This window comes from Roseateles toxinivorans (genome assembly GCF_004362525.1).
Taxonomy (GTDB): domain Bacteria; phylum Pseudomonadota; class Gammaproteobacteria; order Burkholderiales; family Burkholderiaceae_C; genus Paucibacter; species Paucibacter toxinivorans.
On the sequence record NZ_SNXS01000005.1, the window covers coordinates 165,577 to 190,204 of the forward strand.

Genomic DNA, 24,628 nt, shown 5'->3' on the forward strand with positions numbered 1-24,628 from the left:
TACGGGAGCGCTGACAATACGACCACGGTGCTGAACGCCTTGGGCCGGTGGCACAAGAACCGCGCTTGCCAGCGGCCGCCCTGGCTCGCAAGATGGGCTCATGGCCGCCTCAGACACCGCCCGCATCTTTCTCGCACTCTGGCCCGATGCCGAGGTCGCCACAGCGATCACGGCCTGGTCGGAAGCACTGCCCTGGTCGACATCCGCCCGACGCACAGCAGCCTGCAATCTCCATCTGACGCTTCACTTCATTGGGCCTGTGCCACGGGTCGCGTTGAACCCGCTGCGCGACCGTCTGGCGGTTAGCGCCAGACGCATCGAAATGACACTGTCGAAGGCCGCCGTCTGGCGCGACGATATTGCCGTGCTGATACCCGCCACGGCGCCGGCGGAACTGACAGCGCTGCACGAGGCCCTGGGCCGGCAACTCCGCCTGGCCGGACACGAGCTGGACGAGCGGCCCTACCGCCCTCATGTCACGCTGGCGCGCAAGTCCGGGCCCATGCAGATCCCCGATCCAATGCCGGCCATCGCCTGGCAGGGTCGGGGCTATGTGCTGGCCGAGTCCGATCGGGGCTACGAGAAGCTGTTCCTTTACCAGGACTGAGAGCTATGCGTCGGCGGCAGGTGCGCGGGTTGGCGGCGCTGCTCCCCCTTTCGGGTGCCCCCATCGGGAGGATGGCCGGCTCGCCCGGTCTTGATGAAGATGACGACATGGCAAGCAGTGAGGCGCGCATGACCACCACCGAGCAAACCACCCGGCCCAACATCCTGACCCGTCTCGCCCAGGGCTCAGGCCTCTGGCTCGTGCCGGCCAGCGACGATGCAGCACCCTGCACCGATGGCCTGGAAGTCAGCCTGATTCCCTGGCAGGAATGGGACGATGCCTGCAGGGCCTGCCAACAGGGGTCGCAAGTGTCAACGAACTAGGTTGCCGAGCAGCCAAAAAAAACGGGCCGCTAGGGCCCGCTTCTACTTGTTTTTTGGAGGAGGGGGTGAATCGAAAATCTGGCTGCAGGCCGCATGAATGCTGCCTGTGCGTCTATGACGACTGATTTTGTTCCCCGATTTGTTCCCCGGTTCTGATTGTGCTGCTGCACCAGTGGCTCAGCTTCGAAGGGCTCATAAACCTATGACGATGCCGCAGCATCATTTCCACATAGGACAAACCCTAATCAAACTCTCTCTTGAGCGCTGTTCCAGTCAGTCGATGGGGCTATCGCGCTTGAATAGCTCAATTCCGGCCGCGCCAATGCTGGCTTTCTGGTCGATAGCCCGGCCGTCCGCCGGCTTGTCCGCCACCCTGCTCAATCAGACCGACTGCTGGTCCGCACGGCTGCTTCGCCACTGCACCAGCTGTTCAAACGATTGGTCGTGTTCGCGAATCAGTTGATCTCTGAGCCCCTGGGCCTCAAACAGAAGTGCCTGCATGTCCATGCGTCGAACGACAACCTCCTCGACCGGGCCTGAAAGCATGGCCAGGGATCCAGAGAGGAACGGCTTGGCGCGCTCGGAAAGCTCCTTGACCCTGCCAAGCCTTAGTTCCACGTCTTCGGTCAGTCTTCGCTCAATGCTACCGCCCTTGCCGCCTGCGGCAATTGCGTTCGAGCGGATCATCGCGACCAAGTGGATTGCGACGCGTGGCACTTGGTCTGCCAGGATCACGACTTGAGAGGCGGTTGATACGAGCTGGGTAAGCTCATTGAGCTTGTGCTGCTTCTCCAGCGCAGCGCCTGCATCAGCGGCGTACTTGGCCGACTGCTTCGCCGCGGCTGCAGACACGACTGCGGCGACCAGCGCGAGGCTGCTCAAAACCGCAGTCAACAAGTTCATGGCATGGTCGCTCACGTCGCAGGCCTATCGTATGGTCGAGTCGCAGCGAGTTTGTCACGTTCGGCCGGCCTTGGCGGCAAGCTGCTGATAGCTGCTGGACTTGTCTTTGCTCAGCCCCATGTTGGCCCGGGTCGGAGCATGGCTGGTCGTCTCGTTCGACTTGCCATCCCACCGGGCATAGGCCCCGCGCTCACCTAGTTCCGCTGGAGTGGTCGAGCTATCGCTCAGCAACTTTCTGCACCCACGCCCGGCACGATGGGCCAGTTGCAGTGCATAGTGAGTCTGGCCTGGCCCGACGCGGTGGACTGGAGCTAGGTCGGATTCTCCAGGCCAGGAAGCCATTTTGAGAGCGCGGCAGGCTCAATAACGACAGAGGCTTTCATCGCGGCAGCGATCTCATTGCGGACCGTATCGGAGATAGAACCGAGGGTCCAATGCGGCTGGGCGACCAATTGCCGGACCACTTCTGTAGTGGTATAGGTTCGCAGTCTTGAGCAGTCAATATGCGAGTCATGATCCATAAACGGATGAGACTCGGCCGCGATTTGAACTTGGCACTTCAGCAACTTCGGCCGGGCTTGAATGAACGGGCCAATCTCGCTGTTTATCACGAGCGTAACTGTGTCACTGTCCGCGCCCACAACGACAAATCGTTTCTCGTGCACATCGCCGTCGTCCATCTGGACGCGCAACTTGATGACCGCACCTGGCACAAGCTGCCTTCGCGCGCTGTCTTCCCTCAGCCCCTGAGGGAATGCTGACGAGAGAGACACGCCAGCTCAGGCCGCCAAATGTGCCAAGACCTCGTCCGCGTTCGACAACGCTTGGCTAATGAGGGGTACCGACATTGTCGCGTCGCCGGTCTCAGCCCAGCGCGCACGCGCCGTATCCCAGGCTGAATCGTGGCTCTCTTTCACTCGCTTGGTGAAATCCCAACCCCGGCACTTCTCAATTGCGTCATCCAAAGCATCAACCTTGCTTTGTGAAAGGAATTCCATATTCGGCTCACGCTTCGCACGGACTTTTGGATAGTCGCTACCGTCCAATGCATCGGTGGCCAATTCAACGAATCGCGGCGGCACATTTTTCGCCCTCTTGCCAGCGACCTTGAGCAGATCGTAGGTGCCCGAGGCGACGGGGCCAAACTCCATTGCGTAATAGCGGTCACCGCTTGCCAGCCCGCCGTACATGGACAGGTGTTCTTTGTCTGCAAAATAGCGAATCTTCAGCAGTTCATGGACAGTCGCGGGCCTGCCCACGCGATGCAACACGTAAAGCAACGCTTCTACTGCTGCCTCGGGCGAAAATCCCTTTTCACGAAGTGCCATCCCTGTTTCTCCACTCTGGCAGCGGCTGAGCTGCCTCACCCCCTATTATCCACAGACTTATCCACATTAGAAGTGGATAACTTGCGCGGTGTAGAAGAACAATAGAGAGGTGCGCCAAGCTTGATTGACCAGATCGGCAGTAACGGCTGGTGTCGCATTCGAAACCTGCCCGCTTTCAGGCTCAAATCCGTGTGGTTCCCCGACTGGACAAACACTCCCCTGTTTGAATTCGATACAGCTGCCGACCGAAATCAAAGAGACCGGCAGCGATGTAGGCCCGGGGTGGCGAGACAAAGACAGATCCCCGCGCTTGAAGGTGCCGTGCGGGTGGCGAGATAGTGCACTCTGATTGCGGGTAGCTGGGCACAGTAGCAGGAGGGGCGCTGACGACGAAACGGTGCAGGGCGATCACGCCAGGCGCCACGATGGGAGCCTGTGTGGCCAGCGTACCCGTGTGCACCCGGGCGGCCCGAGGCCCTGCCATATCAATTGTGCGTATGCCTTAATTGGCGGCCATCACCCAAAAAGGGGATCCTGCGGCCTCGACCGGCGCTGGTCGACGCGCGATCATCTCCCTGGCTGGCTTCGCCGCGGTAGTCAGGCGAAAAAATGCCAGCCCTGGGAGAGGGCTGGCATGGAAGTCCGGCGCAAAGGGAGGGAGATGCGCATTTCGCGCGCGCCGGCGGCGACAGTGTGTCATCGGCAGCAGGCGGCGACCATCCCCTAGCTTCTGCGTTCCAGTCACCTCAAGTCAACTCGATGGGCGCGCCGATAGGCGAATGGCGTGCGATTTGTCCGCTATGCAGCGGCGAGGCGAACACGCCCTACAGCCGCGGGTTTGCCATTCCAATTGGTCTGGCGCGCCACTTGTCCGGATCCCACGGCAGCCGACGTTGCAGTGTGTTCAATGCAGCTTTCGAACTCGCCATGGACAGAGTGCGGAGGCACGAAGACCCAACCGAGCCGCGGATGGGTATGACCGGCCCCTTCTTCACCGTGCGCACCAAGCCTTGGAACGAGACTCTGCCAGTATCGGAGCCCTCACCGGCGGCAAAGGTAATCGAGCTTCGCCCAGGTAAACCGTCGGAATGAGACTGCCCAGGGCCGACTCAGAGCAATTCATCCACAAGTCAATGCCAACCTCTCGCAAGGGGATGACCATGCTCCATTGGATTCGGCTTTCCAAGTACTGCGCTGACTCCGGAGATACGCCGGACGCGGTGGAGAAGCGCCTGCGCACCGGCAAGTGGCTCAGGGATGTCCACGCACGGAAGCCGGATGGCAGCAAGGAGCTTTGGGTGAATCTGGACGCGGTGAACGATTGGGCTGCGGGGAAGCTACCTGTTCACAAGCACGGACAGCTGGAGTGATCTCAGGCTCACATCGCGTGAAGGCCTTGCATGGGACGCCGAGGGCAGCGTACACTGACCTCGTCGCTGCACATCAGCGATGCGGGCTTGGCGGCCCGGTCTATAGGCGCAGCAGCCGCGCCGTTCTCGATGGTCGCGGCTTTTTCACGTCCGTGAAGCTGCGTGGCATGGCCAGCTCAGCGGCGGGCCGTGTAGGGAGGGGGCAACCCCTGCCGGTCCTATAGCCGGTCCGCCAACCCTGCACGGTCTGCCACCCCTTCTTGGCGGGAGGGGCGGCAGGTTAGTGATTCGCCCTATAGGAGCCATCATGGCAACCAGACAAAAAGCCCGCAGGAGCACGCGCGTCATTCCCTTCCCGGCCCGCAGATCCGGTGCTCTCGATCGTCACCGCAGCGATCAGGTCCGGCAGTGGCTCATCGACAAGGCCATGGCCGATGAGCCACCGATCTCAGCGCTGACCATCGTCTTGCAAGCTGAAAACGTCGACATCGCCGGCATAGGCCTTGAGCCCGAGTTGTGCAGCATCTTCATCGACGAACTCACCAGCGCCATCAAGATGCTCGAGGACCGTGTCCGGCAAGCCGCCGCCCTGCCCTCCAACGTAGTCCGGTTCCAGCATGGGAGGCGGCACCATGGCTGAGCTGATGACCATTTCCGGCCGGGTAACGATTACCAGCCGCGAGATTGCCACGCTGGTCGAGCTGCGTCACGACAACGTGAAGCGCACCATCGAATCTCTTGCCGCCAAGGGCGCAATCACACTTCCTCAATCTGAGGAAGTCTCAAACGACGGCCCAGGTCCCAAGACGATCGCGGTCTATCTGGTGGGCAAGCGTGACAGCTATGTCATCGTGGCCCAGCTCTCGCCCGAGTTCACCGCCCGCCTGGTCGATCGCTGGCAGGAACTGGAGGCCCAGGCCGCCGGCCCGGCGCTACCGAACTTCTCCGACCCTGTGGCCGCCGCACGAGCCTGGGCCGACCAGGTGGAGGCGAACAGAGCGATCGAGCTGGCCGCGCGGCATCCTCGGCCCTCGGTGAGTAGTGCGAACAGGACCACCACGATACCCGCCGCTTGGCAGATCTCGAACCACATGCGCCAATCCGCGCGCATGCGCTTGAGCTGCGCCCCCACACGAAACAAGCACAAAGCCGCCCAGAACAGCGCTGCGGCCTGCCACCAGAAATGAGACACGGAAGGCCCTCCCATGAGTGATCCGATGCTATCCCGATCAGGGAGGACAGACCCGGGCGGCAAGTTGACCGAGCGGTTGGACGTGCCGCTGAGCGAAGAAACCGCCGAGGCCGTGATCGCGCTGGCGGCCATGGCAGGCATGTCGAAGTCGGAGTACGCGCGAAGCATCATTGAGCGCGCCGTCTATGGCGATCTGGCGATGCTGCGCAGGCTGGCGCGGCCGCTGCAGCCGAGCCAAGACCGCGCCTCGGCGATCAGCCCAGGCAGAAGCTCAGATCAGTCGAGTTTCTGACCTGCAGCGGCGGTCTAGCTCACCGGCGAAACCACCTTGCCCGACAGCGAATTGAGCAAGTCGCCCAGCGCGTCGGTCTTCTGCTTGTTGTCTTTCTCGTACAGGCCCAAGTGCTTCATGGCCTTTTCGATCGCGGCGTTCTTGTCCCAAAACTGGTACTCGATGCGGCCGTATTCGTCGATCTTGAAGGTCTTCACCGCAGCGCGCGTGCCGGCGGCAAGTTCGTGCGGCAGTTTCACCTTGCCATCGAGGGTCATGATGTCCGCGATGTCGCTGTGCACGAGTGCGCGCAACTCGTTCAACACGCCGGCCGCCTTCATCGTTGACCGCTCCGCCGCAGCCTCCTGCAACTCCCTCACCCTTAGCGCAACCTTAGCGTTTGCCAGCAGCTTCGACGCGTTGACATGCACTGCCGCTGGCTGCCAGCTCTGGGAGCGCGGATAGATCTTCCGGAACGCTGCGGCCAGGCTACTACCCTCGACAACGAGTCGGGCAAAGGCCTCGGCCTTCGGGGTCAATGTGGTTCCATTCATTTTTCAACGTCCGTTTCGGTTGGCGTCATGGCCAGTTCAAGTCCTTGCACAGAGCTGGATCTGGCTACGGCGCGGGATAGCGAAAGGCAGGCAGCCCGAGCTGAGCCGCGGACCGCTCATACGCGCGTTGAGCGCTCTTGCTCCTTGCCTTTGCCTCCTCAAGCGCGGCCTCAGACCGAGCGACCGCTTCCTGAGCAGCTGAGTACCCGCGAGGATTGCTGGCTCGCTGGATAGACCCAAAACTGAGAGCCTGCTTCTTCGCCGCGACCAGGGCTTCACCGGCCTGCTCAACCGCAGCTCGGGCAGCATCGAAGCTGATAGCTTCCGGTGACTCGGTCGGGCCCTGAGAAGGTTGTGGGCTGCCGGCGATCGGTGCGCCGCCAGTGGCACTAACACCAATGCCCTGAGCGGCGAGAGAACGCGCAGATATAGGGACTGACTTCTGCTCGGTGCGGGTCGCCGCGTAGCCAAGGTCAATCAACTTGGCCTTCTTTTGCTCATAGCTGAGGCTCGGGTCATCACGGATTGCGATGGCCCTGGGATCCGACGCGATGGCGCCGCCGGCCTGCTCACCCTGGGCCGCCCAGCGGTTGCCCTTCTTCGAATAGCCCATGCTGGTCATCACCTCGTCGGCCGCCTTGACCGCCTCGGCCGGCTTGGCCATGTTCTTGATGCCGGCGGCCACAAACTCCTGATGCACCTCGTCCGGGTTCTTGCCCTTCTTGGTGATGGCCATCTCCAGCGCGCTGCGCATGTCGGGCGACACCCCCGCCTTCACCAGGGCCTGGGCCAGCTTCACCTCGGAGGGCTGATCCTTGCCCACACCCAGACCCCCCTGGATGGCGGTGAGCTTGTCCTGGATGGCCTGGCGTTCCGCCGGGTCGGCCGCATTGGCCAGGCCGAGCTGCAGCGTGGCCACGGTCTTCTTCAGGTCGCGCTCGGGGGCGCCGGCCTCGAACTCGGCCTGGGCCCGGCCGCCAGCGGCCTGCGACACGCCCAGTTGCGCGTCGGCGCGCTTGTCGGCCTTCACCTGCAGGTTGCGGGCGAACTCGGACTGGCTGAAGTTGTACAGGGCCATCGGGTCCTGGAAGGTCTTGAGCCCGGCCAGGATCTCGTTCGCATCCTTGGCCACCTTGGGCGGCAGCTTCTTGCCGTCCAGTGTCTCGCGCTCGATGGTGATCTTCCCGGTCTTCGGATCCTGGGTCACCGCCGTGATATTCGCGCCGTCAGGCACAAAGGTCTCGTAGAACTTCTCCAGGCTGCTCAGGTCGCCGGCGGCCACTGCGGCCGCCACCCTGGCCAGTGCGTCGTTGCGCTCGGCCGTCTGCAACTGGATCTTCTGGCCGGCGATCTGCATGTTGTCCTTGGCCAGGGCATTGGCCTCGGCCAGCTTGCCGGCGCCCACCAGCTTCGACACCCGGTATTGACTGGCGGCCAGCTGATCGTCGATCGTCATGTCGCGCGCTGTGCCGTCCGGATTGGCCAGGCGGGCAGCGCTCCAGTCGGCGACATCGCGATCGACGGCTTCCAGCGCGGAGCGGTGTTCATCTTCCTTGTCGGCCAGGCGCTGCTCGCGCCCGGCTCGCTTCTGCTCCCAGTCGAAGCGCTTGTCTTCGCGCTGGCCCTGCTGCACCTGCTGCTCGAGCGCGAGGCCGCCGCGCACGTCGCCGTGCTTCTTCAGGATGCCGGCCATGGCCATGGTGCGGGCGCTGGTCGCGCCAGATGGGCTCAGCGGCTGGTCATAGGTCTGGCCGAGGAACTGGGTGCGCTGCTGCGTGGGCAACTGCACCAGCACGCCGGCCTCGCCACCGGCACCGCCCTGGTTCGGCGTAACGGTGTAGCGGCCAGCCTCGTCGGCGCCCACCTGGTAGTAGGGCTGGCCGTTCTCGTCCACCGCCTTGGCGATGGCGTCGAGCTGCTGGCCGTCCTGGGGGCTGTAGCCGTCAATGGTGACGGGGCGCTCGTCTGCGATGGCCTGTAGCTCCTGATTTTGCTGCCCTTGCCGGTAGTCGCCGACGAGGCGCTGGCCCAGACCATAGCCCTTGATGAATGAACTCCACTTGCCCATGTCAATCCTCCAAGATTCTCAGTAGCGGTTGAATTTCCTGCTGCTGGCGCAAAGCGAGCGCCTCAAGGACCGTATGGACGACGGCGAAGCGTTCTGGCTCCGATCGCCGCAGATAGGCCAGGCGTTCAGCGTTGTGATCGAGGTATGCCGTGCAGTTCCAGCAGTCCGAAGAACTCGTAGCGCCTTGCTCATAGAACGGCGGCACCTCGGCGCCGCATTCACGGAGAAACGCCCAAACAGCCTGGTCCGACCATTCGTTGAGTGGCTGCCAGTAGGTGATGCCGTCGAGTTCTTGAACGACTTCGTCGCGCAGACGATTGCGAAGATTTTCTGCCTTGCGCTGTCCCATGATCACCAAGGTCGACCCGCTGGCGTTCAGGTACTCCAGCATTGGCGCCCACATGTTGGCCCAGCAGCAGCTGAGGTAGGGCTGAAACCGCAGTGACCCGACCCCTGCACTGGCCTCGCCATCGGTCGTTGCACGGATTGGCACGACGTCCGCCGGCCAGCCGTGGGCCCGAATCCAGCTAGGTTGATTGCCCACCAGCTCCACGAAATTGGGAACCCAGCTTCGGATTCTGCCCATGTAGGCGACGGTGGCCGGGTGAGGGGCACCTGGGTTTGCCCACACGACCGTAACGCGGTCCAGCAACGGTTTCAGCAGCAGCAGGCAGGCAAGGGAATCCTTCCCTGCAGAGAAGAACAGAACCGGCTTCCGGTGACCAAGGAGCAGGGTGCTGTCCATGCTCAAAATGCCGTAATGGCCGAACCGGCGATAGTCCCGAATGCGCCCATCGCCCCGCTGTCCTGATTGGCCAGCAAGCTCGCGTAGCTGGTCTGGGCCCCCAGGATGCTACCCAGCCCCTGCTGAGCGATCTGCCGGCCGCTCAGCGTGGTGCTATTGGCGCTGTTCATGCCCTGCATGTAGCTCTGACCCGGGGCCATGTTGTTGGCGTTGGCCGAGTTGCCGGCGTTCACCGCCAGGCCATAGGCGCCAGCGGAGGCGCCCGGCATGTTGCGGTACAGCCCGGCGGCATCAAGCAGACGCGCGTTGCTTCGCGAATCGTCATTGATGCGCAGGTCCCGAGCAAGGGACGGCGACGTGGCCAAGATATCCGCAGAGCTCAATTCGGAAGCGAACCCGCCATCGGACGCCGCCTTGCGTGCGTCGTAGATGGTGCCGGCCGTGGTTGCATCCATGCCCGCCTGGGCTCCAGCCGTTTGGAAACGAGCGTTCGCATAGTTCCCATCCATGCCGGCGCGATCGCCCAGCGCACCGAGCCCCTGCGCCGCCCAGGTACGAGCCGAGTCCAGCGCCTTGCCGGTGATGTCAGAAGCGGCGCTTTGCACAAAGCCGGCCCTGCTCAGTGCGTTTGATCCGCGGTTATTGGCGCCCGAGCTGGCCATCTGCGCGGCCGCCAGTTGCGCGTTTGCTGCAGCGATAGCAGCCGAGTTCGACGAGTTCATGAGGTTCTGGCGCATGCCAATCCCCTCACCCACGGTGGCACGATACCTGTCGGTGCTGGCCACGCGCGTGCCATTGGCCGCGGCAGCCTGCGCCTGGGCAGCCTTCAATGCAGTGTCGCTGGCGATGCTGCTGGTGTTCAAGCCGTAGCGCATCGCCTGGCGAATCGCGCTGTTCGTCGCGTTCGCCTGCCCGGTTCTTGCATCAGCCATGGCCAGCGCAGCATCGTTCTCGATGTCGGTGCCATAGCGCTTGCGAATCGCATCGTTCCCGCCGGTGTACAAGGCGATGTCGTCATTGATCTGACCCTCGTAGCGGCCAGAGTTCGACATGATCGAAGAGGCAGCGCCAGAGGCTGAGGCGGCAGCCGCACGCATGGCCGCGTCCGACTCGCCGAGCGAGCTGTCCAGCCTGGAGACCGAGTCGCCGAAGATCCCGTAGAGCCGCGCCATTTCCGCGGCGGACGTGGCCCGGAAGTTGGAATTGATGGCCCCAGACTCATCGCTGTACCGCTGACTGTCAGCGCGGTAGTCGTCGAGGGCTGAGCCGGTGGAAGAACGATATCGATCAGCTACGCCACCGAGACGCTCATCCAGTTGACCGGCCGCTTCCATGCCGAAGGCGCGTTGACGCGCCCCGACATCACCAACCTTGCCGGCCAGACCGTTGCGAGCATCGATGATCGCCTGGCGCTCGGCAGCATCACGCGAGCTGTTGTCGGCCAATGCGGCAGACTGCAGCGCGTCCTCAACCGGGCGCTGCCTCGACTTCATGTAGTCGTAGTAGTCCTGCCCCTGGGCCAGGCCCTGCTGCATCACCTGCAACTGGGCGTCAACGATAGGCCTGGCGATGCCCATGTTGTTGTCGTACTGGCGCTTTGCCTCATCCAGCTGCTTCTGGCTCATCTCCGCGGACAGCCGGGCCGTCTCTGCTGAGGCGTTGGCCATCGGGGTGTAGTCGGGTGGCGGAGGGGCGTCGCCGCCCAGGTCGAACGGCAGCACGCGGCGGCCGTCGCGGCGGTAGCCGGAGAACTTGGTGCTGATCATTTGGAATCTCCTTTCGATTGATGAGCGTTGGAATCGAGAACGGGATTTGCTTGGTCACCGCCCGCACTTCGGGACATGGCCAGCTCGGGCCAGAGCTGGAGTCCGGTGCGCTGGTCCTGTTCTTCCCACTTGGGCACATAGGCCACACAGCGGCGAGGTGCGTCCACCTTGGGCCGCGGCACACCGCTCTTCGTGGCGGCAATGCAAGTGTTTGCAGCCGAGAGCCGATTGCAGGTAGCGCAGCGTCGAAGGGAGTCCTCAGCAGCCATGTCGCGCCCAGACGGCCTATCCCCCGTACTCGCCGGCAGAGAGACGCGGGCATACCTGTTTGCGACCTCCTGATTCAGTCGATAGCGCAGGCATCGCTCGTTGCGCGCCGCATCCGGCTGCGCACTGATCAAGCCCTGGGTTCTCAAGAACAGCAGGGCCCAGTTGATGGCCTTGTCCGTATGGCCGCACAGTGCTTTGAGCGACTGCATCGTGAGAAGTGTTCCGGGGCGTGCCTGGAAGCAGGCCAATACAGCATGGGTGGCACTGCCATTGCGAATGACGCCTGCAGGGCGAGGATTGATTGCCCTTGGTCGCTCGACGCGTGTCGCTCCAGCCACAGATAGTTGCTTGATCGTCAAAGCCCAGCGTGAACTCGCTGGCCCACCTGTCGGCGGTGCAACTGCCTCGGGCATCGGCTTGGGTTTGCAGGAAGTCATTCGGAGAATCCTCCAGATCCGCGGGGGGAGTGGGTCGTGTGCTTGATGGGTTCGCTGGACTCGAACCATTTCTGATACGCGCCCTGGAACTCAAGCGCGAGCCTGGTGCCTGCACGGCTGCTCTGCCGGCCCTTTGCCAAGGTGCAGGCAATCAGCCTTGGCGTGCCTGGCACGTACTCGCTGCGCGCCGGCCAGAGGAAAAGGATCGCGTCCGCGTCCTGCTCGATCGCGCCTGAGTCGCGAAGGTCGGCCAGCGTCGGTTCCGGCACGGCGCGACGCTCCACTTCGCGGTTGAGCTGCGAGAGCAGAATCACCGTCAGCTTCATCTGCTTGGCCAGGGTCTTCAGGCCGCGAGAGATCTCCTCGATCTCGGTGTTCCGGTTCTCGCGGCGCGCGCCAGCTGGGCCCGAGCAGAGTTGCAGGTAGTCAACCACCAGGAAACGCAGACCCTGCTTGGCCAAGTGCAGCGCTTTGGACCGAATGTCCATCAGCGTCAGCGCAGGCTGGTCGTCAAAGTACAGCGGCAGCCGGCCGAGCTGTTCGACGGCATCGGTCACTTGGGTCCATTCGTGGTCCTGCAACTTTCCGGCCTGCAGCCGCGAGTAGTCGACGTGACCAAGGTTCGCCAGTGCGCGTTCCATCAACTCGCGCTTCTCCATCTCCTGCGACAGGAACAGGCTCGTGTGCCCGGTCTTCGCGAAGTGCAGCAGCAGATCCTCGGCCAGCGACGACTTGCCGATGCTGGGCCGGGCCGCGATCACAACCACCTTGCCCTCGGCCATGCCGCCCAGGGCCTCGTTCAGCGACTGGATGTGCGTCTGCACGCCAGGCAGGATCTCATCATTCGCCAGAGCGTTCAGATAGTCGATCTGCGCCGGCAACAGGTCGGCCGCTGCAACTGGGCGCGACCGCAGGCCGGTCTGCTGCAGCTGAGCAAACATTGTTGCGATGCGGTCGATCTTTTCCGCCACTGGGGAACCTTCTCTGGCCACGCCGGCGGCCTCGTCGGTCACCATGCGTAGCTTGCGATCGGCAGCGCGCTCGGCGACGATCTCGGCGTACCGGCGCACGTTGGCGGCGCTGGGTACGCTCTGGGCCAGCGCATTCAGGTAGCTCAGGCCGCCGCAGTCCTCGGCCTTGCCGGCACTGCTCAAAGCCTCGAAAACCGTCACGACGTCTGCCGGCTTCTGCGAGCTAGCCATGCCGGCGATCGCGCCGAAGATGGCGCCGTGCCGGACATCGAAGAAGCTCTGCACCTGCACCAGGTCGCCGACGCGATCGAACGCCTCCGAGTCCAGCAGCAGCGCGCCAAGCACCGACTGCTCCGCCTCCCGTGACCACGGCACCGGCTGCAGCGTCTCGCCTTCGCGGAGTGGCACGTCGTCGCGCATCATTTGCCGCTCTCCTGGTGCGCGCGTTGGGCCTGCTGGCCGGCAGTGGTCAGCGCGTATTGCTGGCCATCGAGATACCAGAGCTTCAGCCAGTTTTCACGCACCGCGTTGCGAAACGCCGCCCGCCAGTCAACGTACATCGATAGCTTCTTGCCGCCCACCGGCGGCGCCGTGTACCGGGCCTTGAACGCCCGCCAGGCGATGAGCAGGAAGTCCTCGGGCAGGCCGATGGTATGGGCGTAGTCGAACACCGGGTCCCCCGCTGGGATTTGCTTTTCGCCATTGGCCTCCACGGCCGCCAGCCACTCGGGCAGGGTTACCTCGGTTGCCTTGGGTTTCCGGCCCTTTGAACGGGATTGAGAAGGGGAGGCGTCCTGCCCAGCAGGATCGCCTACACCTACTGGTGTTTGGAGTCTGGTGTCTGGTGTCTGGGTAGCCGTGTCGTCACGCGTGACAGGTTGCGTGACACCTTGTGACGCATCACCACCTGTCACGCGTGACAGCTGCGTCTCAAGTTCGGCCGTTGTGGTGGACCACGGCGGCACAACACCGTGACCGCGCAGTGTCTCGAACAGCGACGCACGACGCTCGCGAGCGCGGCGCTGGCGTTCCTTTGCCCCCTCGCGCTTGTCTTCTCGACCTTGCTGCTTCTCGTGAAAAACTGCGATCTCTGCGTCGCAACGCTCTTGATGCCAGCCATCGCTTTGTAGGGTGAAGAACTCGTCGAGGACGATTTCGACCGCTACTCGCTCTTCATCGCTGCGTGCGCCCACCAGGCGTTGCACGGTCTTGATGTCTGCTGGCAACGGCTTCTCGGTCGCGTAGTACTTGCGCAGCAGGCGCCCATAGGCGCCGTCCTCGAGCATCGTCAGATGCGCCGTCGCCTCGGTGAGGTCACCGATGTGCAGCTCAAAGTAGTTCATCGCGGCTCTCGCCTGCTGTCGGGGCCGCTAATCACGATGTGGTCGAGCACCCTGCTCCACCGGAGGCAGGTGATGCAGGCGTATCGAGGCGATGGCGCTCGACCAACGCCGCAATGGCACGCTGCCGTGCCAAGGCTGGCATGCTTGCTCGCGCGCTCTCCCGAACGCACTTCCTCTGTCCCCCGCGCCCTGCCAGGCGCCGGGGTGACAACTCCAAGTCCGCGATGCATAAAGTCACTCCATAAAATATGGAGCACTCCTGCGCTCGGGTTTGCAGCTGATGCCGTCGAACAATGTCGGGGCATCCGCTGATGATTCTAGATGCCGGGCGACCATGCGCCGCGCACATACTGTCCGGGCCCGTGCTCATGCGGAAACCTCGCCGGTCGCGCGATGCATCGCACCTGCTTCGGTTGGCGAGCAGCTCGGCGATCGTCCTTGCCTCGCGATGAATGCTCGAACGTCAGCTGCTCGAAATCGAGTGCAACGGGCCCCCATCTTCACGATAGGCAGTTCGCCCGCGGCGACCTTCCTGTAGATCGTTGCGGCGGAAAGGCCGGTGGCCTGGGCAACGGTGCCAATTCGCAACAAGGCGTCCTGCAGTTGCAAGACGTGAAGTGGTTGCGGGTTGCGGCTATTTCCGCGAGAGGATGTGTTCTTAACAGCGTTCATGTGCTTCAACCTTCTTGGTTGAAGCGGAACTTGCCATGCTTGGCACGGAATCCCAAAACCGTTCAGGAACGGCAAATGAACCTGATGAGGTTCCTCACAGTAGTGATCAAGCGGTCTTAAACGCCAGCACCTTTGCCCCTGCCCTGAGCTGGTCCAAATAGTCAGCCCATGTCTGCATCATCTGCTGCCGCTGCACCATGTACTCGGCGCGGTCATAGGCTGAACCCAGTGGTCCGCTCTTGCCGTGCGCCAGCTGGGCCTCCACCACATCGGGATCGATGCCGGGAAGGATCTCTGCCATCATCGTGCGCGCCATGGCCCGGAAGCCATGCGCCACATGCTCATCGCCAGCGAAGTCCAGTCGGCGCAGGGCGGCATTCAAGGTGCCGTTGCTCATGGGCCGCTCGCCGGTGCGCGCCGACGGGAAGACGTACGTGCCGTGCCCTGTCAACGGCTTGAGCGCATTCAGCAAAACCAGAGCTTGCGCTGATAGCGGCACGAGGTGCGGCCGGCCGTTGAGCTTGCCGTGCGCCGTACGCTTCATGGCCGCGGCAGGAATGGTCAGCAACGCAGCGTCGAGATCCAGCCAGGCCCACTCCATCGCCTGAACGTTGCCGGGCCGTTGGAAGATGAGCGCAGACAGTTGCAGCGCCGCCCTTGTGGTCGGCTGGCCGGTGTAGCCGTCGATCGCGCGGAGCAGCTCACCCGCCTTCACCGGATCCACGATAGCCGCGAAGTTCTGCGCCACGTGCGGCTTGAGAGCCCCGCGCAGATCGGCGGCCGGATTGCGCTCGCAGCGGCCGGTCTGCACGCCCAAGCGGAACACCTGACCCGCCATCGATAACAGGTCTTGCGCGGTGCTCAAGATTCCCTTGGCCTCGGCCTTCTTCAGCACCGCCAGCAACACGGGGGCTTTGATGGAGTCCAGTGGCAACGTGCCCAAATACGGGAACAGATGGTTTTCGCTGGAGCGCAACCATTTGTCGGCGTGGCCCGGGCTCCAAGTGTCGGCCTTGAGCATGTGGAACTCTCGCGCTACGGCCTCGAAGGTGTTCGCGTTGATGGTGCTGCTGGCGATCTTCTCGGCCTTGCGGGCCTGGACGGGGTTCACGCCGGCCTGTCGGGTCATGCGGGCTGCGTCCCGTGCCGCACGGGCGGCTTTCAGCGTCACGTCCGGATAGCTGCCGAGCGCCAGGCGCGATTCCTTCCCGTCTGGGTAGAACTTCCAGAACCAGCGCTTGCTGCCCGAGGGCGCCACCTCCAGGTACAGACCACCGCCATCGGTCAGCCGTCGGCGCTTCAGTTCAGGAGGGCAGGATGCGTTCTTGCAGGCAGCTTCTGTCAGCGTTGGCATGTCGGTGTCCCGGTGTCCCGGTCAATCGGGGAACAGTGGTGTCCCGGTTGCTGCGGTTGCCCCGGTGCTGTGTTCCCCGGTTTACCCCGATCTGGCCGAAACGTTCCCCGAGATGTTCCCCGGTTTGGGGTGCGCTGTAAAGCACCGTCGTGATCCAACGTGACATGAAAAAAGGCCCCAAGTCGTTGATTTACTTGGGGCCTTGCTTCGTCGTGAACCGTTGTGATTCACTGTTCTGGAGGAGAGGGGGGGATTCGAACCCCCGAGGCGTTTCCGCCCGCCTGATTTCGAGTCAGGTACATTCAACCACTCTGCCACCTCTCCAGGTGTTCTTGGTGTCTATTGAGACAAGCCTGTGATTATAGCCTAATCCCAGGCCCGTCCCGCAAGACCCGACCGACAATCGATCAGCCGCGCAGCACCTCGACACCACCCATATAGGGGCGCAGTGCCTCGGGCACGGTGATGCTGCCGTCGGCGTTCTGGTAGTTCTCCAGCACGGCCACCAGAGTGCGGCCCACAGCCAGGCCGGAGCCGTTCAAGGTGTGGACCCATTCGTTCTTGCCCTGGGCGTTCTTGAAGCGGGTCTGCATGCGGCGGGCCTGGAAGGCTTCGCAGTTCGAGCAGGAGCTGATCTCGCGGTAGGTGTTCTGCGCCGGCAGCCAGACTTCGAGGTCGTAGGTCTTGGTCGAGCCGAAGCCCATGTCGCCGGTGCACAGCGTCAGCACCCGGTACGGCAGACCCAGCTTCTGCAGCACGGCCTCGGCGTGGCCGACCATCTCTTCCAGGGCCTCGTAGCTCTTGTCCGGATGGGTGATCTGCACCATCTCGACCTTGTCGAACTGGTGCTGGCGGATCATGCCGCGGGTGTCACGCCCGGCGCTGCCCGCCTCCGAGCGGAAGCAGGGGCTGTGGGCGGTCAGCTTGATCGGCAGTTCGGCCGGGTCCAGCACCTGCTCTCGCACGCTGTTGGTCAGCGAGATCTCCGAGGTCGAGATCAGGTATTGCTCGGGCTGCTCGTCATCGCCGCCGCGCAGCACCCAGAACATGTCTTCCTTGAACTTGGGCAGCTGGCCCGTGCCTTCCAGCACCTCGCGGTTGACGATATAGGGCGTGTAGCACTCGGTGTAGCCGTGCTCGGTGGTCTGCAGGTCCAGCATGAACTGGGCGAGACCACGGTGCAGGCGGGCAATCGGGCCCTTCAGGAAGCTGAAGCGCGAGCCGCTGAGCTTGGCACCCGTGTCGAAGTCCAGGCCCAGCGGGGCGCCCAGGTCCACATGGTCCTTGACGGCGAAGTCGAAGGCGCGCGGCACACCCCAGCGGCGCATTTCCACGTTGCCTGCCTCGTCGCTGCCCACCGGCACCGATTCGTGCGGCAGATTGGGCACGCTCATCAGCATGGTCTGCAACTCGGCCTGGATCACATCCAGGCTCGCGGCGCCGGCCTTCAATTCATCAGCAATGCTGGCCACCTCGGCCATCTGTGCGGTGGTGTCCTCGCCCTTGCCCTTGAGCTGGCCGATCTGCTTGGACAGCGTGTTGCGCCGTGCCTGCAGTTCCTCGGTGCGGATCTGCACGCCGCGGCGCTGCGTTTCCAGCGCCTGGAAGCGCTCTTCGTCGAGAAAGGGTTGCGGGCTCTTGCGCGTTTCCAGGCGCGCGATGGCGGCGGGCAGGTCTTTGCGCAGCAGGTTGATGTCTAGCATGGTGTTCCTTCAGACAGTTGAGGTCAGAGCTTGCCGGGTACGCCAAGGTCTGACCCCAAGGAAATCAGATGGCAATTCTATGAAAGCAAAACGGCGCCACCGTGGCGCCGCATCTAGCGAAGCGCCACGATCAAGATCGCGAGGAACTCACCTCGGCCATGGACTTGTCGCCCAGGCCCAGCGGCAGCGGGAACTGTATCGTCTCCTCGACGCCGCTCAAGCGCCGCACCGAGGTGGCGCCCATGGCACGCAGCCGGGCGATGACCTCGGTGACGAGGATGTCGGGGGCGGAGGCGCCGGCCGTCAGGCCCACGCGGCTGCGGCCCTCCAGCCATTCGGGCAGCAGGTCTTCGGGGCTGTCCACCATATAGGCCGGCGTCCCCAGGCGTTCGGCCAGTTCGCGCAGGCGGTTGCTGTTCGAGCTGGTCGGGCTGCCGACGACGACCACCACCTCGACCTGGGGCGCCATCACCTTGACGGCGTCCTGGCGGTTCTGCGTGGCGTAGCAGATGTCCTGCTGCTTGGGCTCGCGCACCTGGGGGAAGCGGGCCTTCACGGCGGCCAGTATCTCGGCCGCGTCATCGACGCTGAGCGTGGTCTGCGTGACCACCGCCAGCTTGGTGTCGGGCGCCAAGTCAACCTTGGCCACATCGGCCACTTCCTCGACCAGATGGATGCCGGCATTGAGCTGGCCCATCGTGCCCTCGACCTCGGGATGCCCCTTGTGGCCGATCATGATGAATTGATAGCCTTCCTTGTTCAGCTTGGCCACCTCCACATGGACCTTGGTGACCAGCGGGCAGGTGGCGTCGAAGACATGGAAGCCACGCTCGGCCGCCTCGCGGCGAACCGCCTGGCTGACGCCATGGGCGCTGAACACCAGCGTCGCGCCGGGCGGCACCTCGGCCAGGTCCTCGATGAAGATCGCGCCCTTGGATTTGAGGTCGTTGACCACATAGGTGTTGTGCACGATCTCGTGGCGCACATAGATGGGCGCGCCGAACTTGATCAGTGCCCGCTCGACGATTTCGATCGCGCGATCGACACCGGCGCAAAAGCCGCGCGGCTCGGCCAGCACGACTTCCTGCAAATTCACACCGGACACGCTGGACATCGTCATCACAACACCCCTATCACTTGCACTTCGAAGCTCACCGGCTGGCCGGCCAGCGGGTGGTTGAAGTCGAACAGCAGCCAGTCCTCGCCCACCTCGCGCACCAGACCGGCATAGCTGCCGCGGCCGTCCGGCGTCGGAAACTGCACCACGTCCCCGATCGAATACTGTTCGTCCGGGTCGCCCAGCTCGTGCAGCAGACTGAGCTTGACGCGCTGCAGCAGTTCGGGGTTGCGCTCGCCAAAGGCCTCGCCGGGGGCCAAGTCCAGGGTCACCCGCGTGCCCTCGGCCAGGCCCAGCAGGCGCGCCTCGATGGCCGGCGCCAGTTCCCCGGCGCCCAGAGACAGGGTGGCCGGTTTGTCGGCAAAGGTATTGATCAAGTCGTTACCATCGGGCCCTGCCAGACGGTAATGCAGGGTCAGGAAAGACCCTGTTTGGATGAGATTCACGTGACGGCCTTGTTCGCTAGACTGCGCGGATTTTAGGCTGCCCGCGCCCTCTGCCCCGGTCAGGCCCCGGGGAATCCCTTGATCTGGGTCCAAAATCACCTTGTACCCACCATGCCACTCGACCATTTGCCCCCCGATGCCCGACCGCGCGAGAAGCTGCTCGCCCGCGGCCCTGCGGCGCTGGCCGATGCCGAATTGCTGGCCCTGCTGCTGCGCACCGGCATCAAGGGCACCTCGGTGCTGCAGCTGGCCCAGCAGTTGCTGGACCAACTCGGTGGCTGGCGCGGCCTGCTGCAGGCCAGTCTTGCCGATCTGGCCAGAATCAAGGGCCTGGGGCCGGCCAAGCGGGCCGAAATCGCGGCCGTGCTGGAGATCAGCCGGCGCTCGCTGCTGCAGCAGCTGGCCGAGCGGCCGGTATTCAACTCACCCGAGGCGGTCAAGACCTACCTGCGCCTGCAGCTCGGCAACCTCAGCCACGAGGTCTTCGCCGTGCTGTTCCTGGACTCGCAGCACAGGCTGATCGCGCTGGAACAGATGTTCCAGGGCAGCCTGACACAGACCAGCGTCTATCCAAGAGAAGTGCTCAAGCGCGCGCTGGCGCTGAATGCCGGCGCGGTGATACTGGCCCACAACCACCCTTCCGGCGTGGCCGAGCCGTCGCGTGCCGACGAGCTGCTGACCCATGGACTGCGCGACGCCTTGGCCTTCATCGACGTGCGGGTGCTGGACCATATGGTGGTCGGCGCGTCCGAGGTGGTGTCGCTGGCCGAGCGGGGCCAGCTGTGAGGCGCACCACGCCACTGAAGGCCCTGCAGGACCTACAGGACCTGAAACGCACGCTGGCCCAGGCACGCGAAGAGGCCGCGGCACAGGCGGCGGCACGCGAGGCCGAACGCCAGCGCTTGTTGCACGAGCAGCAGCTGTTCACCCGCACCGTCGGCCCGGTCACGCCGCTGGTGGCGGCCATACGAGCCGAGCTGAAGCGCGCCAAACCCAGCCCCGAGCCGCGTCAGCGCGAGCAGGACGAGCAGCAGGCGCTGCGCCAGGCGCTGTCGGACGACTTTGACGTCGATTCGCTGCTCGAAACCGACGAGGCCTTGTCGTTCCGCCGCACCAATATCAGCCAGGAGGTGGTGCGCAAGCTGCGCCGCGGCCACTGGTCGCTTCAGGGCCAGATCGATCTGCATGGCCTGCGCCGCGACGAGGCCCGAGAGTCGCTGGGCGAGTTCATCCACCACGCCGCCCGCACCGGCATGCGCTGCGTGCGCGTGGTCCATGGCAAGGGCAATGGCTCGCCGGGCCGGGAGCCGGTGCTGAAGGCCCGCGTGCGGCGCTGGCTGGTGCAAAAGCAGGAGGTGCTGGCCTTCACGCAGGCGCGTGCGAGCGAGGGCGGCAACGGGGCGCTGATCGTGTTGCTGCAGGGAGCAAGCTAGCAGGCTGTCGGGCTTGGGGTCGAGCCCGACAGCCTCCTAGGCCGGGCAGTTCCTCATCCAGTCGGCGGTGCCGAAAAACGCATCGGCCAGGCGCTGCTCCAGCACCGGATCAAACCCCAGCTCCTGCATCGCCTGGCGCATGCACAGCATCCACTGGTCGCGTTCGGCAATGCCGATGGCAAAGGGCATGTGGCGGGCGCGCAGGCGCGGATGGCCGAAGCGTTCGATGTAGTGGTCGGGACCGCCCAGCCAGCCACAGAGAAACCAGTTCAGCTTGTCGCGGGAGCCGTCGAGCGTGGTGGGATGGATTGCCCGCAGCCTGGCATAACCGGGCTCGAGGTCCATCAGATCGTAAAAGCGATCGACCAGGGCGCGCACGGCGGGCTCGCCGCCCAGCAGGTCAAAGGCCGTGGTCTGGCCGCCTTGTTCAGTTTCTGACATCGGAAAACGTCCAGGGCTGAGGGCAGATCACTCGCACAGCTTGGCTGCCAAGGCGCGTATCGCCTGGGCCGCTTCGGAGCCCGGATAGACCTCCATCAGCAGCTGGCGGCGACGTACCGATTCGCGCACCGCGTTGTCGCTGCGCACCTCGCCCAGCAGCTCCAGCTTCACCGGCTGGGGCAGGCCCACGTCGACGAAGCGCTGCACCACCTGCTGCAGCTGGTTGCGCACCGTCTTGCCCTCACCGAGCTGCTGGACCTGATTCACCAGCAGGCCGATGTGGCGGCGCTCCTGCTGCGTGGCCAGCACCTTGATGGTGGCATAGGCATCGGTCATCGAGGTCGGCTCGGGCGTGGCCACGACCAGCACCTGCTCGGCCAGCGAGATGGCAAAGAGCACCACATCGGAGATGCCGGCGCCGGTGTCCAGCAAGACCCAGTCGAAACGGGGCTTGACCTGGTCGATGATCTGCAAGAGCTTGTCGCGCACCTCGGGCGTCAGCCGCGAGTACTCGACCAGCCCGGAGCCGGCCAGCAGCACGAAGAAACCGCCGGGCGCGGGCAGGATCGCGTCTTCCAGGGTCGCCTTGTCGGTAAAGACGTCGTGCAGGGTGATCTTGGGGTACAGGTTCAGCACCACATCCAGATTGGCCAGGCCCAGGTCGGCGTCCAGCACCAGTACGCGCTCGCCGCGTGCGGCCAGGGCCGCGGCCAGATTGGCGGTGACGAAGGTCTTGCCCACGCCCCCCTTGCCGCTGGTCACCGCCAGCGTGCGGGCCACGGCGCGCCGGGCGCCGGGTTTGGTGGCAGTCGCAGTGATCGTGCTCATTCAACTTCCTGAAACTGCGTGGCTGCGAACAGCATGCCTTTTTCCTCGGCGCTGACCAGGCATTCGGCCTGGGGCTCCAGACAGGCGCGGTTACGACCCTCGGCCTTGGCACGGTAGAGCTGGCGATCGGCCCGCTCCATCCACAGCAGGGCCGAGGAGCGCACCCATTGCGGGGCGAAGGCGCCGCCGAGGCTGACGGTCACCGCCAGCGATTTGCCGGGCGCCACCTGCACATTCAATTCCGACACCATCTGCCGCACCCGCTCGGCCACCGTGCGGCCGAAGGTGAAGGGGCAGCTGGGCAGGATGATGGAAAACTCTTCGCCGCCGACGCGGGCCACCGTGTCCATCGGCCGAACAGCACGGTTCACCGCCTCGGCCACGGCCTGTATCACCAGGTCGCCGGCGGCGTGTCCGTAGGTGTCGTTGACGGCCTTGAAATGGTCGATGTCCAGGGTCAGCAGCAGGGCCGACTCGCCGGAGCGGGCGACCCGGTCCACCTCGCGCGAAAGCGCCATCTCGAACGAGCGGCGATTGACCAGGCCGGTCAACGCATCGCGGCTGGAGAGATCGCACAGCGCGTCCAGCACGCCTTGCAGCCACGCTGCGCTGCGCGGCTCGGCGTCCGGCAGGCTGGCACCGGCCTGCTGCAGCAGTTGCAGGGCCAAGTCCAGACGCAACTCGGCGGCGTCAATCAACGGTGGCGGGTCAATCGGCTTCAAAGGTCTCTCGGACAGGGTACAAATGAGTCTAGCAGGCAAGCTTGTCACGGAGCGAAGAATAGCGAGGCCAACTCCGTGCTGTTCTTGGCTTACTTTTGGAGTACAAGGAACAGACTCGTTCCATCACTTCAACGCCGAAGCGATCAAGCTCGCTGTGGGCTCAAAAAAAAGACCGCCATGACCGCTGTGCTGAACACTGCCTCGACGCAAGACGGGCTCGACAATGAGTTCACCTTCAACCGCAATGACTTCGACCGTGTCCGCAAACTGATCTATCAGCATGCCGGCATCAGCCTGCATGAGGGCAAGCAGGCGATGGTCTACAGCCGACTCTCAAGGCGCCTGCGCGAGACCGGCCACCGCAGCTTCGGCGACTATCTGCAGTGGCTGGAGAACGCAAGCGGCGCCCAGGGCGCCAGCGAATGGCAGGAGTTCGTCAACTGCCTGACCACCAACCTGACCTCGTTCTTTCGCGAGGACCACCACTTCCAGTGCCTGATGGACGACCTCAAGCCCCATGCCGGCAAGCCGCTGCGCATCTGGTGCTGCGCGGCCTCCACCGGCGAGGAGCCCTATTCGATCGCGATGACGGTGGCCGAGGCGCTGGGCACGAATGCCACGGCGCAGATCGTCGCCAGCGATATCGACACCAATGTGCTCAACACCGCGCGGCGCGGCGTCTACAGCGCCGAGGCGCGAGGCCTGTCGCCCGAGCGGCTGCGCAAGCACTTCATGCGCGGCACCGGCAACAACTCGGGCCAGATCCGCATCAAGCCCGAGCTGGCCAAGAAGATCGAGTTCCGCTCGCTGAACCTGATGGACCAGCAATGGTCCTTGGGCGACCCGTTCCAGATCGTGTTCTGCCGCAATGTGATGATCTACTTTGACGCGCCGACCCAGCGCAAGGTGCTGGAGCGCATCCACCGGGTGATGAAGCCCGGTGGCCTGCTGTTCGTCGGCCATTCCGAGAACTTCACCGAATCCAGGGACTTGTTCCGCCTGCGCGGAAAAACAATTTACGAACGCGTGTGACCGGGCCATCAAGCCTCACCCCACGCTGCCGATAAAAGCCAAAGCCTATGGAATCCGCACAGTCCAACTCCCCAGCTCGTCCCGCCGCGGCCGCCTTCACGAGCTCATCGTTGGGGGGGTCGCCACGGCTGACCAAGCTCAAATCCCAGGCCCGCAAGCCCGGCGAAGCCTCCTTCTTCTTCTGGGACGCCCATTTCAAGAATGAGGCGGTGAAGATTCTCCCCGGCGAATACTTCGTGGACAGCGAAGACATACTGGTCATGACGACCCTGGGCTCCTGCATCGCCGCCTGCATCTGGGACCGCAATGCCAAGGTCGGCGGCATGAACCACTTCATGCTGCCCGAGGGCGCCGGCGACTCGGGCCGCTACGGCTCGTTCGCGATGGAACTGCTGATCAACGAGATGATGAAGCGCGGCGCCTCGCGCATGACCATGGAAGCCAAGATCTTTGGCGGCGGCGCGGTCATCGGCGGCATGAACACCATCAACGTCGGCGAGCGCAACACCGCCTTCGTGATCGACTATCTGAAGACCGAGCGCATACCCATCGTCTCCAAGGACGTGCTCGACATCTATCCCCGCAAGGTCTGCTTTCTGCCCCACAGCGGCAAGGCGATGGTGAAACGCCTCGCCCCGGCCAATACCGATGCGCTGGTCCAGCAAGACAGGCTGGCCGCACAGAAGGTGGCGCCGGTCGTCGCGGGTGGCTCGGTGGACCTGTTCTAGAAGT

General features: G+C 64.0%; 27 protein-coding genes and 1 tRNA gene. 10 read left to right on the plus strand and 18 right to left on the minus strand.

All coding sequences use genetic code 11. The annotated features are described in order from the left end of the window. Positions 1-100 precede the first annotated feature (100 nt). Together thpR and DES47_RS19030 are read left to right on the plus strand one after the other, a co-directional pair. Entirely contained in the window at positions 101-607 is a 507-nt protein-coding gene (gene thpR / locus DES47_RS19025) for an RNA 2',3'-cyclic phosphodiesterase (RefSeq protein ID WP_133702330.1), read from the plus strand. Between the two features lie 107 nt (positions 608-714). Further along, complete coding sequence (locus tag DES47_RS19030) at positions 715-930, plus strand: hypothetical protein (RefSeq protein ID WP_133702331.1); 216 nt, start codon at positions 715-717, stop codon at positions 928-930. A 381-nt stretch (positions 931-1,311) separates the two neighbouring features. Here DES47_RS19030 and DES47_RS19035 read toward each other — a convergent pair whose 3' ends face one another. From DES47_RS19035 to DES47_RS19045, 3 genes are all read right to left on the minus strand, one after another. Then, positions 1,312-1,848, minus strand: a complete 537-nt coding sequence (locus tag DES47_RS19035; RefSeq protein WP_133702332.1) for a hypothetical protein — start codon at positions 1,846-1,848, stop codon at positions 1,312-1,314. A 296-nt stretch (positions 1,849-2,144) separates the two neighbouring features. After that, positions 2,145-2,513, minus strand: a complete 369-nt coding sequence (locus DES47_RS19040; RefSeq protein ID WP_133702333.1) for a hypothetical protein — start codon at positions 2,511-2,513, stop codon at positions 2,145-2,147. A 99-nt stretch (positions 2,514-2,612) separates the two neighbouring features. Next, positions 2,613-3,161 (minus strand): Panacea domain-containing protein, encoded by a 549-nt coding sequence (locus tag DES47_RS19045; protein WP_133702334.1) that lies wholly within the window; start codon positions 3,159-3,161, stop codon positions 2,613-2,615. 1,160 nt (positions 3,162-4,321) lie between these two features. Here DES47_RS19045 and DES47_RS19050 point away from each other — a divergent pair. From DES47_RS19050 to DES47_RS19065, 4 genes are all read left to right on the plus strand, one after another. After that, complete coding sequence (locus DES47_RS19050; RefSeq protein WP_133702335.1) at positions 4,322-4,531, plus strand: excisionase; 210 nt, start codon at positions 4,322-4,324, stop codon at positions 4,529-4,531. A gap of 307 nt (positions 4,532-4,838) precedes the next feature. Further along, entirely contained in the window at positions 4,839-5,171 is a 333-nt protein-coding gene (locus tag DES47_RS19055) for a hypothetical protein (protein ID WP_133702336.1), read from the plus strand. Next, positions 5,164-5,718 (plus strand): Rha family transcriptional regulator, encoded by a 555-nt coding sequence (locus tag DES47_RS19060; RefSeq protein WP_133702337.1) that lies wholly within the window; start codon positions 5,164-5,166, stop codon positions 5,716-5,718. The genes DES47_RS19055 and DES47_RS19060 overlap by 8 nt, the downstream gene beginning before the upstream one ends. An 18-nt stretch (positions 5,719-5,736) precedes the next feature. Next, positions 5,737-6,015, plus strand: a complete 279-nt coding sequence (locus tag DES47_RS19065; RefSeq protein WP_133702338.1) for a hypothetical protein — start codon at positions 5,737-5,739, stop codon at positions 6,013-6,015. Positions 6,016-6,029: 14 nt separating this feature from the next. Here the strand turns inward: DES47_RS19065 and DES47_RS19070 are convergent, their stop codons facing one another. The 12 genes from DES47_RS19070 to DES47_RS19135 all read right to left on the minus strand — a co-directional run bounded on the left by DES47_RS19070 (position 6,030) and on the right by DES47_RS19135 (position 19,440). Beyond that, entirely contained in the window at positions 6,030-6,548 is a 519-nt protein-coding gene (locus tag DES47_RS19070; RefSeq protein WP_133702339.1) for a terminase small subunit, read from the minus strand. Positions 6,549-6,612: 64 nt separating this feature from the next. Next, entirely contained in the window at positions 6,613-8,616 is a 2,004-nt protein-coding gene (locus DES47_RS19075; protein ID WP_133702340.1) for a thioredoxin domain-containing protein, read from the minus strand. Position 8,617: 1 nt separating this feature from the next. After that, on the minus strand, positions 8,618-9,361 hold the full coding sequence (locus DES47_RS19080; RefSeq protein WP_133702341.1) for a phosphoadenosine phosphosulfate reductase domain-containing protein: 744 nt from the start codon (positions 9,359-9,361) through the stop codon (positions 8,618-8,620). 2 nt (positions 9,362-9,363) lie between these two features. Next, positions 9,364-11,127, minus strand: a complete 1,764-nt coding sequence (locus DES47_RS19085; RefSeq protein WP_133702342.1) for a hypothetical protein — start codon at positions 11,125-11,127, stop codon at positions 9,364-9,366. 703 nt (positions 11,128-11,830) lie between these two features. Beyond that, a complete protein-coding gene (locus DES47_RS19095) occupies positions 11,831-13,228 on the minus strand; it encodes a replicative DNA helicase (protein WP_133702344.1) in 1,398 nt (465 codons plus the stop codon). Continuing rightward, the gene (locus DES47_RS29005; RefSeq protein WP_208115054.1) at positions 13,225-14,148 is read right to left on the minus strand and encodes a YdaU family protein; all 924 of its coding nucleotides are present in this window, start codon (positions 14,146-14,148) and stop codon (positions 13,225-13,227) included. Before DES47_RS29005 ends, DES47_RS19095 begins: the two co-directional genes overlap by 4 nt. 366 nt (positions 14,149-14,514) lie before the next feature. Continuing rightward, entirely contained in the window at positions 14,515-14,820 is a 306-nt protein-coding gene (locus DES47_RS19110; RefSeq protein ID WP_133702345.1) for a helix-turn-helix transcriptional regulator, read from the minus strand. Between the two features lie 106 nt (positions 14,821-14,926). Further along, positions 14,927-16,174, minus strand: a complete 1,248-nt coding sequence (locus DES47_RS19115) for a tyrosine-type recombinase/integrase (RefSeq protein WP_133702346.1) — start codon at positions 16,172-16,174, stop codon at positions 14,927-14,929. 236 nt (positions 16,175-16,410) lie between these two features. Continuing rightward, positions 16,411-16,498 (minus strand) — tRNA-Ser (locus DES47_RS19120). 83 nt (positions 16,499-16,581) lie between these two features. Beyond that, complete coding sequence (gene serS, locus DES47_RS19125) at positions 16,582-17,877, minus strand: serine--tRNA ligase (protein WP_133702347.1); 1,296 nt, start codon at positions 17,875-17,877, stop codon at positions 16,582-16,584. Between the two features lie 130 nt (positions 17,878-18,007). Next, complete coding sequence (gene ispH, locus DES47_RS19130) at positions 18,008-18,991, minus strand: 4-hydroxy-3-methylbut-2-enyl diphosphate reductase (protein WP_133702714.1); 984 nt, start codon at positions 18,989-18,991, stop codon at positions 18,008-18,010. Positions 18,992-18,996: 5 nt separating this feature from the next. Continuing rightward, positions 18,997-19,440, minus strand: a complete 444-nt coding sequence (locus DES47_RS19135) for an FKBP-type peptidyl-prolyl cis-trans isomerase (RefSeq protein ID WP_243748390.1) — start codon at positions 19,438-19,440, stop codon at positions 18,997-18,999. A 111-nt stretch (positions 19,441-19,551) separates the two neighbouring features. Here DES47_RS19135 and radC point away from each other — a divergent pair, with 111 nt between their 5' ends. Beyond that, the gene (gene radC / locus DES47_RS19140) at positions 19,552-20,226 is read left to right on the plus strand and encodes a RadC family protein (protein ID WP_133702349.1); all 675 of its coding nucleotides are present in this window, start codon (positions 19,552-19,554) and stop codon (positions 20,224-20,226) included. Then, positions 20,223-20,873 (plus strand): Smr/MutS family protein, encoded by a 651-nt coding sequence (locus tag DES47_RS19145; protein ID WP_133702350.1) that lies wholly within the window; start codon positions 20,223-20,225, stop codon positions 20,871-20,873. Before radC ends, DES47_RS19145 begins: the two co-directional genes overlap by 4 nt. 36 nt (positions 20,874-20,909) lie before the next feature. Here DES47_RS19145 and DES47_RS19150 read toward each other — a convergent pair whose 3' ends face one another. The 3 genes from DES47_RS19150 to DES47_RS19160 are packed head-to-tail and all read right to left on the minus strand — an operon-like array spanning position 20,910 to position 22,864. Next, positions 20,910-21,314 carry a group II truncated hemoglobin gene (locus DES47_RS19150; RefSeq protein WP_133702351.1) on the minus strand — a complete coding sequence of 135 codons (405 nt, stop codon included), beginning with the start codon at positions 21,312-21,314 and terminating at the stop codon, positions 20,910-20,912. Between the two features lie 27 nt (positions 21,315-21,341). Continuing rightward, complete coding sequence (locus DES47_RS19155) at positions 21,342-22,142, minus strand: MinD/ParA family protein (RefSeq protein WP_133702352.1); 801 nt, start codon at positions 22,140-22,142, stop codon at positions 21,342-21,344. Next, entirely contained in the window at positions 22,139-22,864 is a 726-nt protein-coding gene (locus tag DES47_RS19160) for a GGDEF domain-containing protein (RefSeq protein ID WP_341800636.1), read from the minus strand. The genes DES47_RS19155 and DES47_RS19160 overlap by 4 nt, the downstream gene beginning before the upstream one ends. A gap of 177 nt (positions 22,865-23,041) precedes the next feature. On the opposite strand from DES47_RS19160, the gene DES47_RS19165 reads away from it, so the two are divergent. Further along, complete coding sequence (locus DES47_RS19165; protein ID WP_133702353.1) at positions 23,042-23,896, plus strand: CheR family methyltransferase; 855 nt, start codon at positions 23,042-23,044, stop codon at positions 23,894-23,896. Between the two features lie 47 nt (positions 23,897-23,943). After that, positions 23,944-24,624, plus strand: coding sequence for a chemoreceptor glutamine deamidase CheD (gene cheD, locus DES47_RS19170; RefSeq protein WP_133702354.1), 681 nt, complete (start codon positions 23,944-23,946; stop codon positions 24,622-24,624). Positions 24,625-24,628 lie beyond the last annotated feature (4 nt).

Bases quoted from the DNA above. Each gene is read 5' to 3' on its own strand.
- thpR (WP_133702330.1), top strand. From the start codon at position 101: ATGGCCGCCTCAGACACCGCCCGCATCTTTCTCGCACTCTGGCCCGAT.
- cheD (WP_133702354.1), top strand. From the start codon at position 23,944: ATGGAATCCGCACAGTCCAACTCCCCAGCTCGTCCCGCCGCGGCCGCC.
- DES47_RS19115 (WP_133702346.1), bottom strand. From the start codon at position 16,174: ATGCCAACGCTGACAGAAGCTGCCTGCAAGAACGCATCCTGCCCTCCT.
- DES47_RS19095 (WP_133702344.1), bottom strand. From the start codon at position 13,228: ATGATGCGCGACGACGTGCCACTCCGCGAAGGCGAGACGCTGCAGCCG.
- DES47_RS29005 (WP_208115054.1), bottom strand. From the start codon at position 14,148: ATGAACTACTTTGAGCTGCACATCGGTGACCTCACCGAGGCGACGGCG.
- DES47_RS19110 (WP_133702345.1), bottom strand. From the start codon at position 14,820: ATGAACGCTGTTAAGAACACATCCTCTCGCGGAAATAGCCGCAACCCG.
- ispH (WP_133702714.1), bottom strand. From the start codon at position 18,991: ATGTCCAGCGTGTCCGGTGTGAATTTGCAGGAAGTCGTGCTGGCCGAG.
- DES47_RS19040 (WP_133702333.1), bottom strand. From the start codon at position 2,513: ATGGACGACGGCGATGTGCACGAGAAACGATTTGTCGTTGTGGGCGCG.
- DES47_RS19155 (WP_133702352.1), bottom strand. From the start codon at position 22,142: ATGAGCACGATCACTGCGACTGCCACCAAACCCGGCGCCCGGCGCGCC.
- DES47_RS19045 (WP_133702334.1), bottom strand. From the start codon at position 3,161: ATGGCACTTCGTGAAAAGGGATTTTCGCCCGAGGCAGCAGTAGAAGCG.
- DES47_RS19055 (WP_133702336.1), top strand. From the start codon at position 4,839: ATGGCAACCAGACAAAAAGCCCGCAGGAGCACGCGCGTCATTCCCTTC.
- DES47_RS19085 (WP_133702342.1), bottom strand. From the start codon at position 11,127: ATGATCAGCACCAAGTTCTCCGGCTACCGCCGCGACGGCCGCCGCGTG.
- DES47_RS19080 (WP_133702341.1), bottom strand. From the start codon at position 9,361: ATGGACAGCACCCTGCTCCTTGGTCACCGGAAGCCGGTTCTGTTCTTC.
- serS (WP_133702347.1), bottom strand. From the start codon at position 17,877: ATGCTAGACATCAACCTGCTGCGCAAAGACCTGCCCGCCGCCATCGCG.
- DES47_RS19070 (WP_133702339.1), bottom strand. From the start codon at position 6,548: ATGAATGGAACCACATTGACCCCGAAGGCCGAGGCCTTTGCCCGACTC.
- DES47_RS19030 (WP_133702331.1), top strand. From the start codon at position 715: ATGGCAAGCAGTGAGGCGCGCATGACCACCACCGAGCAAACCACCCGG.
- DES47_RS19150 (WP_133702351.1), bottom strand. From the start codon at position 21,314: ATGTCAGAAACTGAACAAGGCGGCCAGACCACGGCCTTTGACCTGCTG.
- radC (WP_133702349.1), top strand. From the start codon at position 19,552: ATGCCACTCGACCATTTGCCCCCCGATGCCCGACCGCGCGAGAAGCTG.
- DES47_RS19075 (WP_133702340.1), bottom strand. From the start codon at position 8,616: ATGGGCAAGTGGAGTTCATTCATCAAGGGCTATGGTCTGGGCCAGCGC.
- DES47_RS19050 (WP_133702335.1), top strand. From the start codon at position 4,322: ATGCTCCATTGGATTCGGCTTTCCAAGTACTGCGCTGACTCCGGAGAT.
- DES47_RS19060 (WP_133702337.1), top strand. From the start codon at position 5,164: ATGGCTGAGCTGATGACCATTTCCGGCCGGGTAACGATTACCAGCCGC.
- DES47_RS19065 (WP_133702338.1), top strand. From the start codon at position 5,737: ATGAGTGATCCGATGCTATCCCGATCAGGGAGGACAGACCCGGGCGGC.
- DES47_RS19165 (WP_133702353.1), top strand. From the start codon at position 23,042: ATGACCGCTGTGCTGAACACTGCCTCGACGCAAGACGGGCTCGACAAT.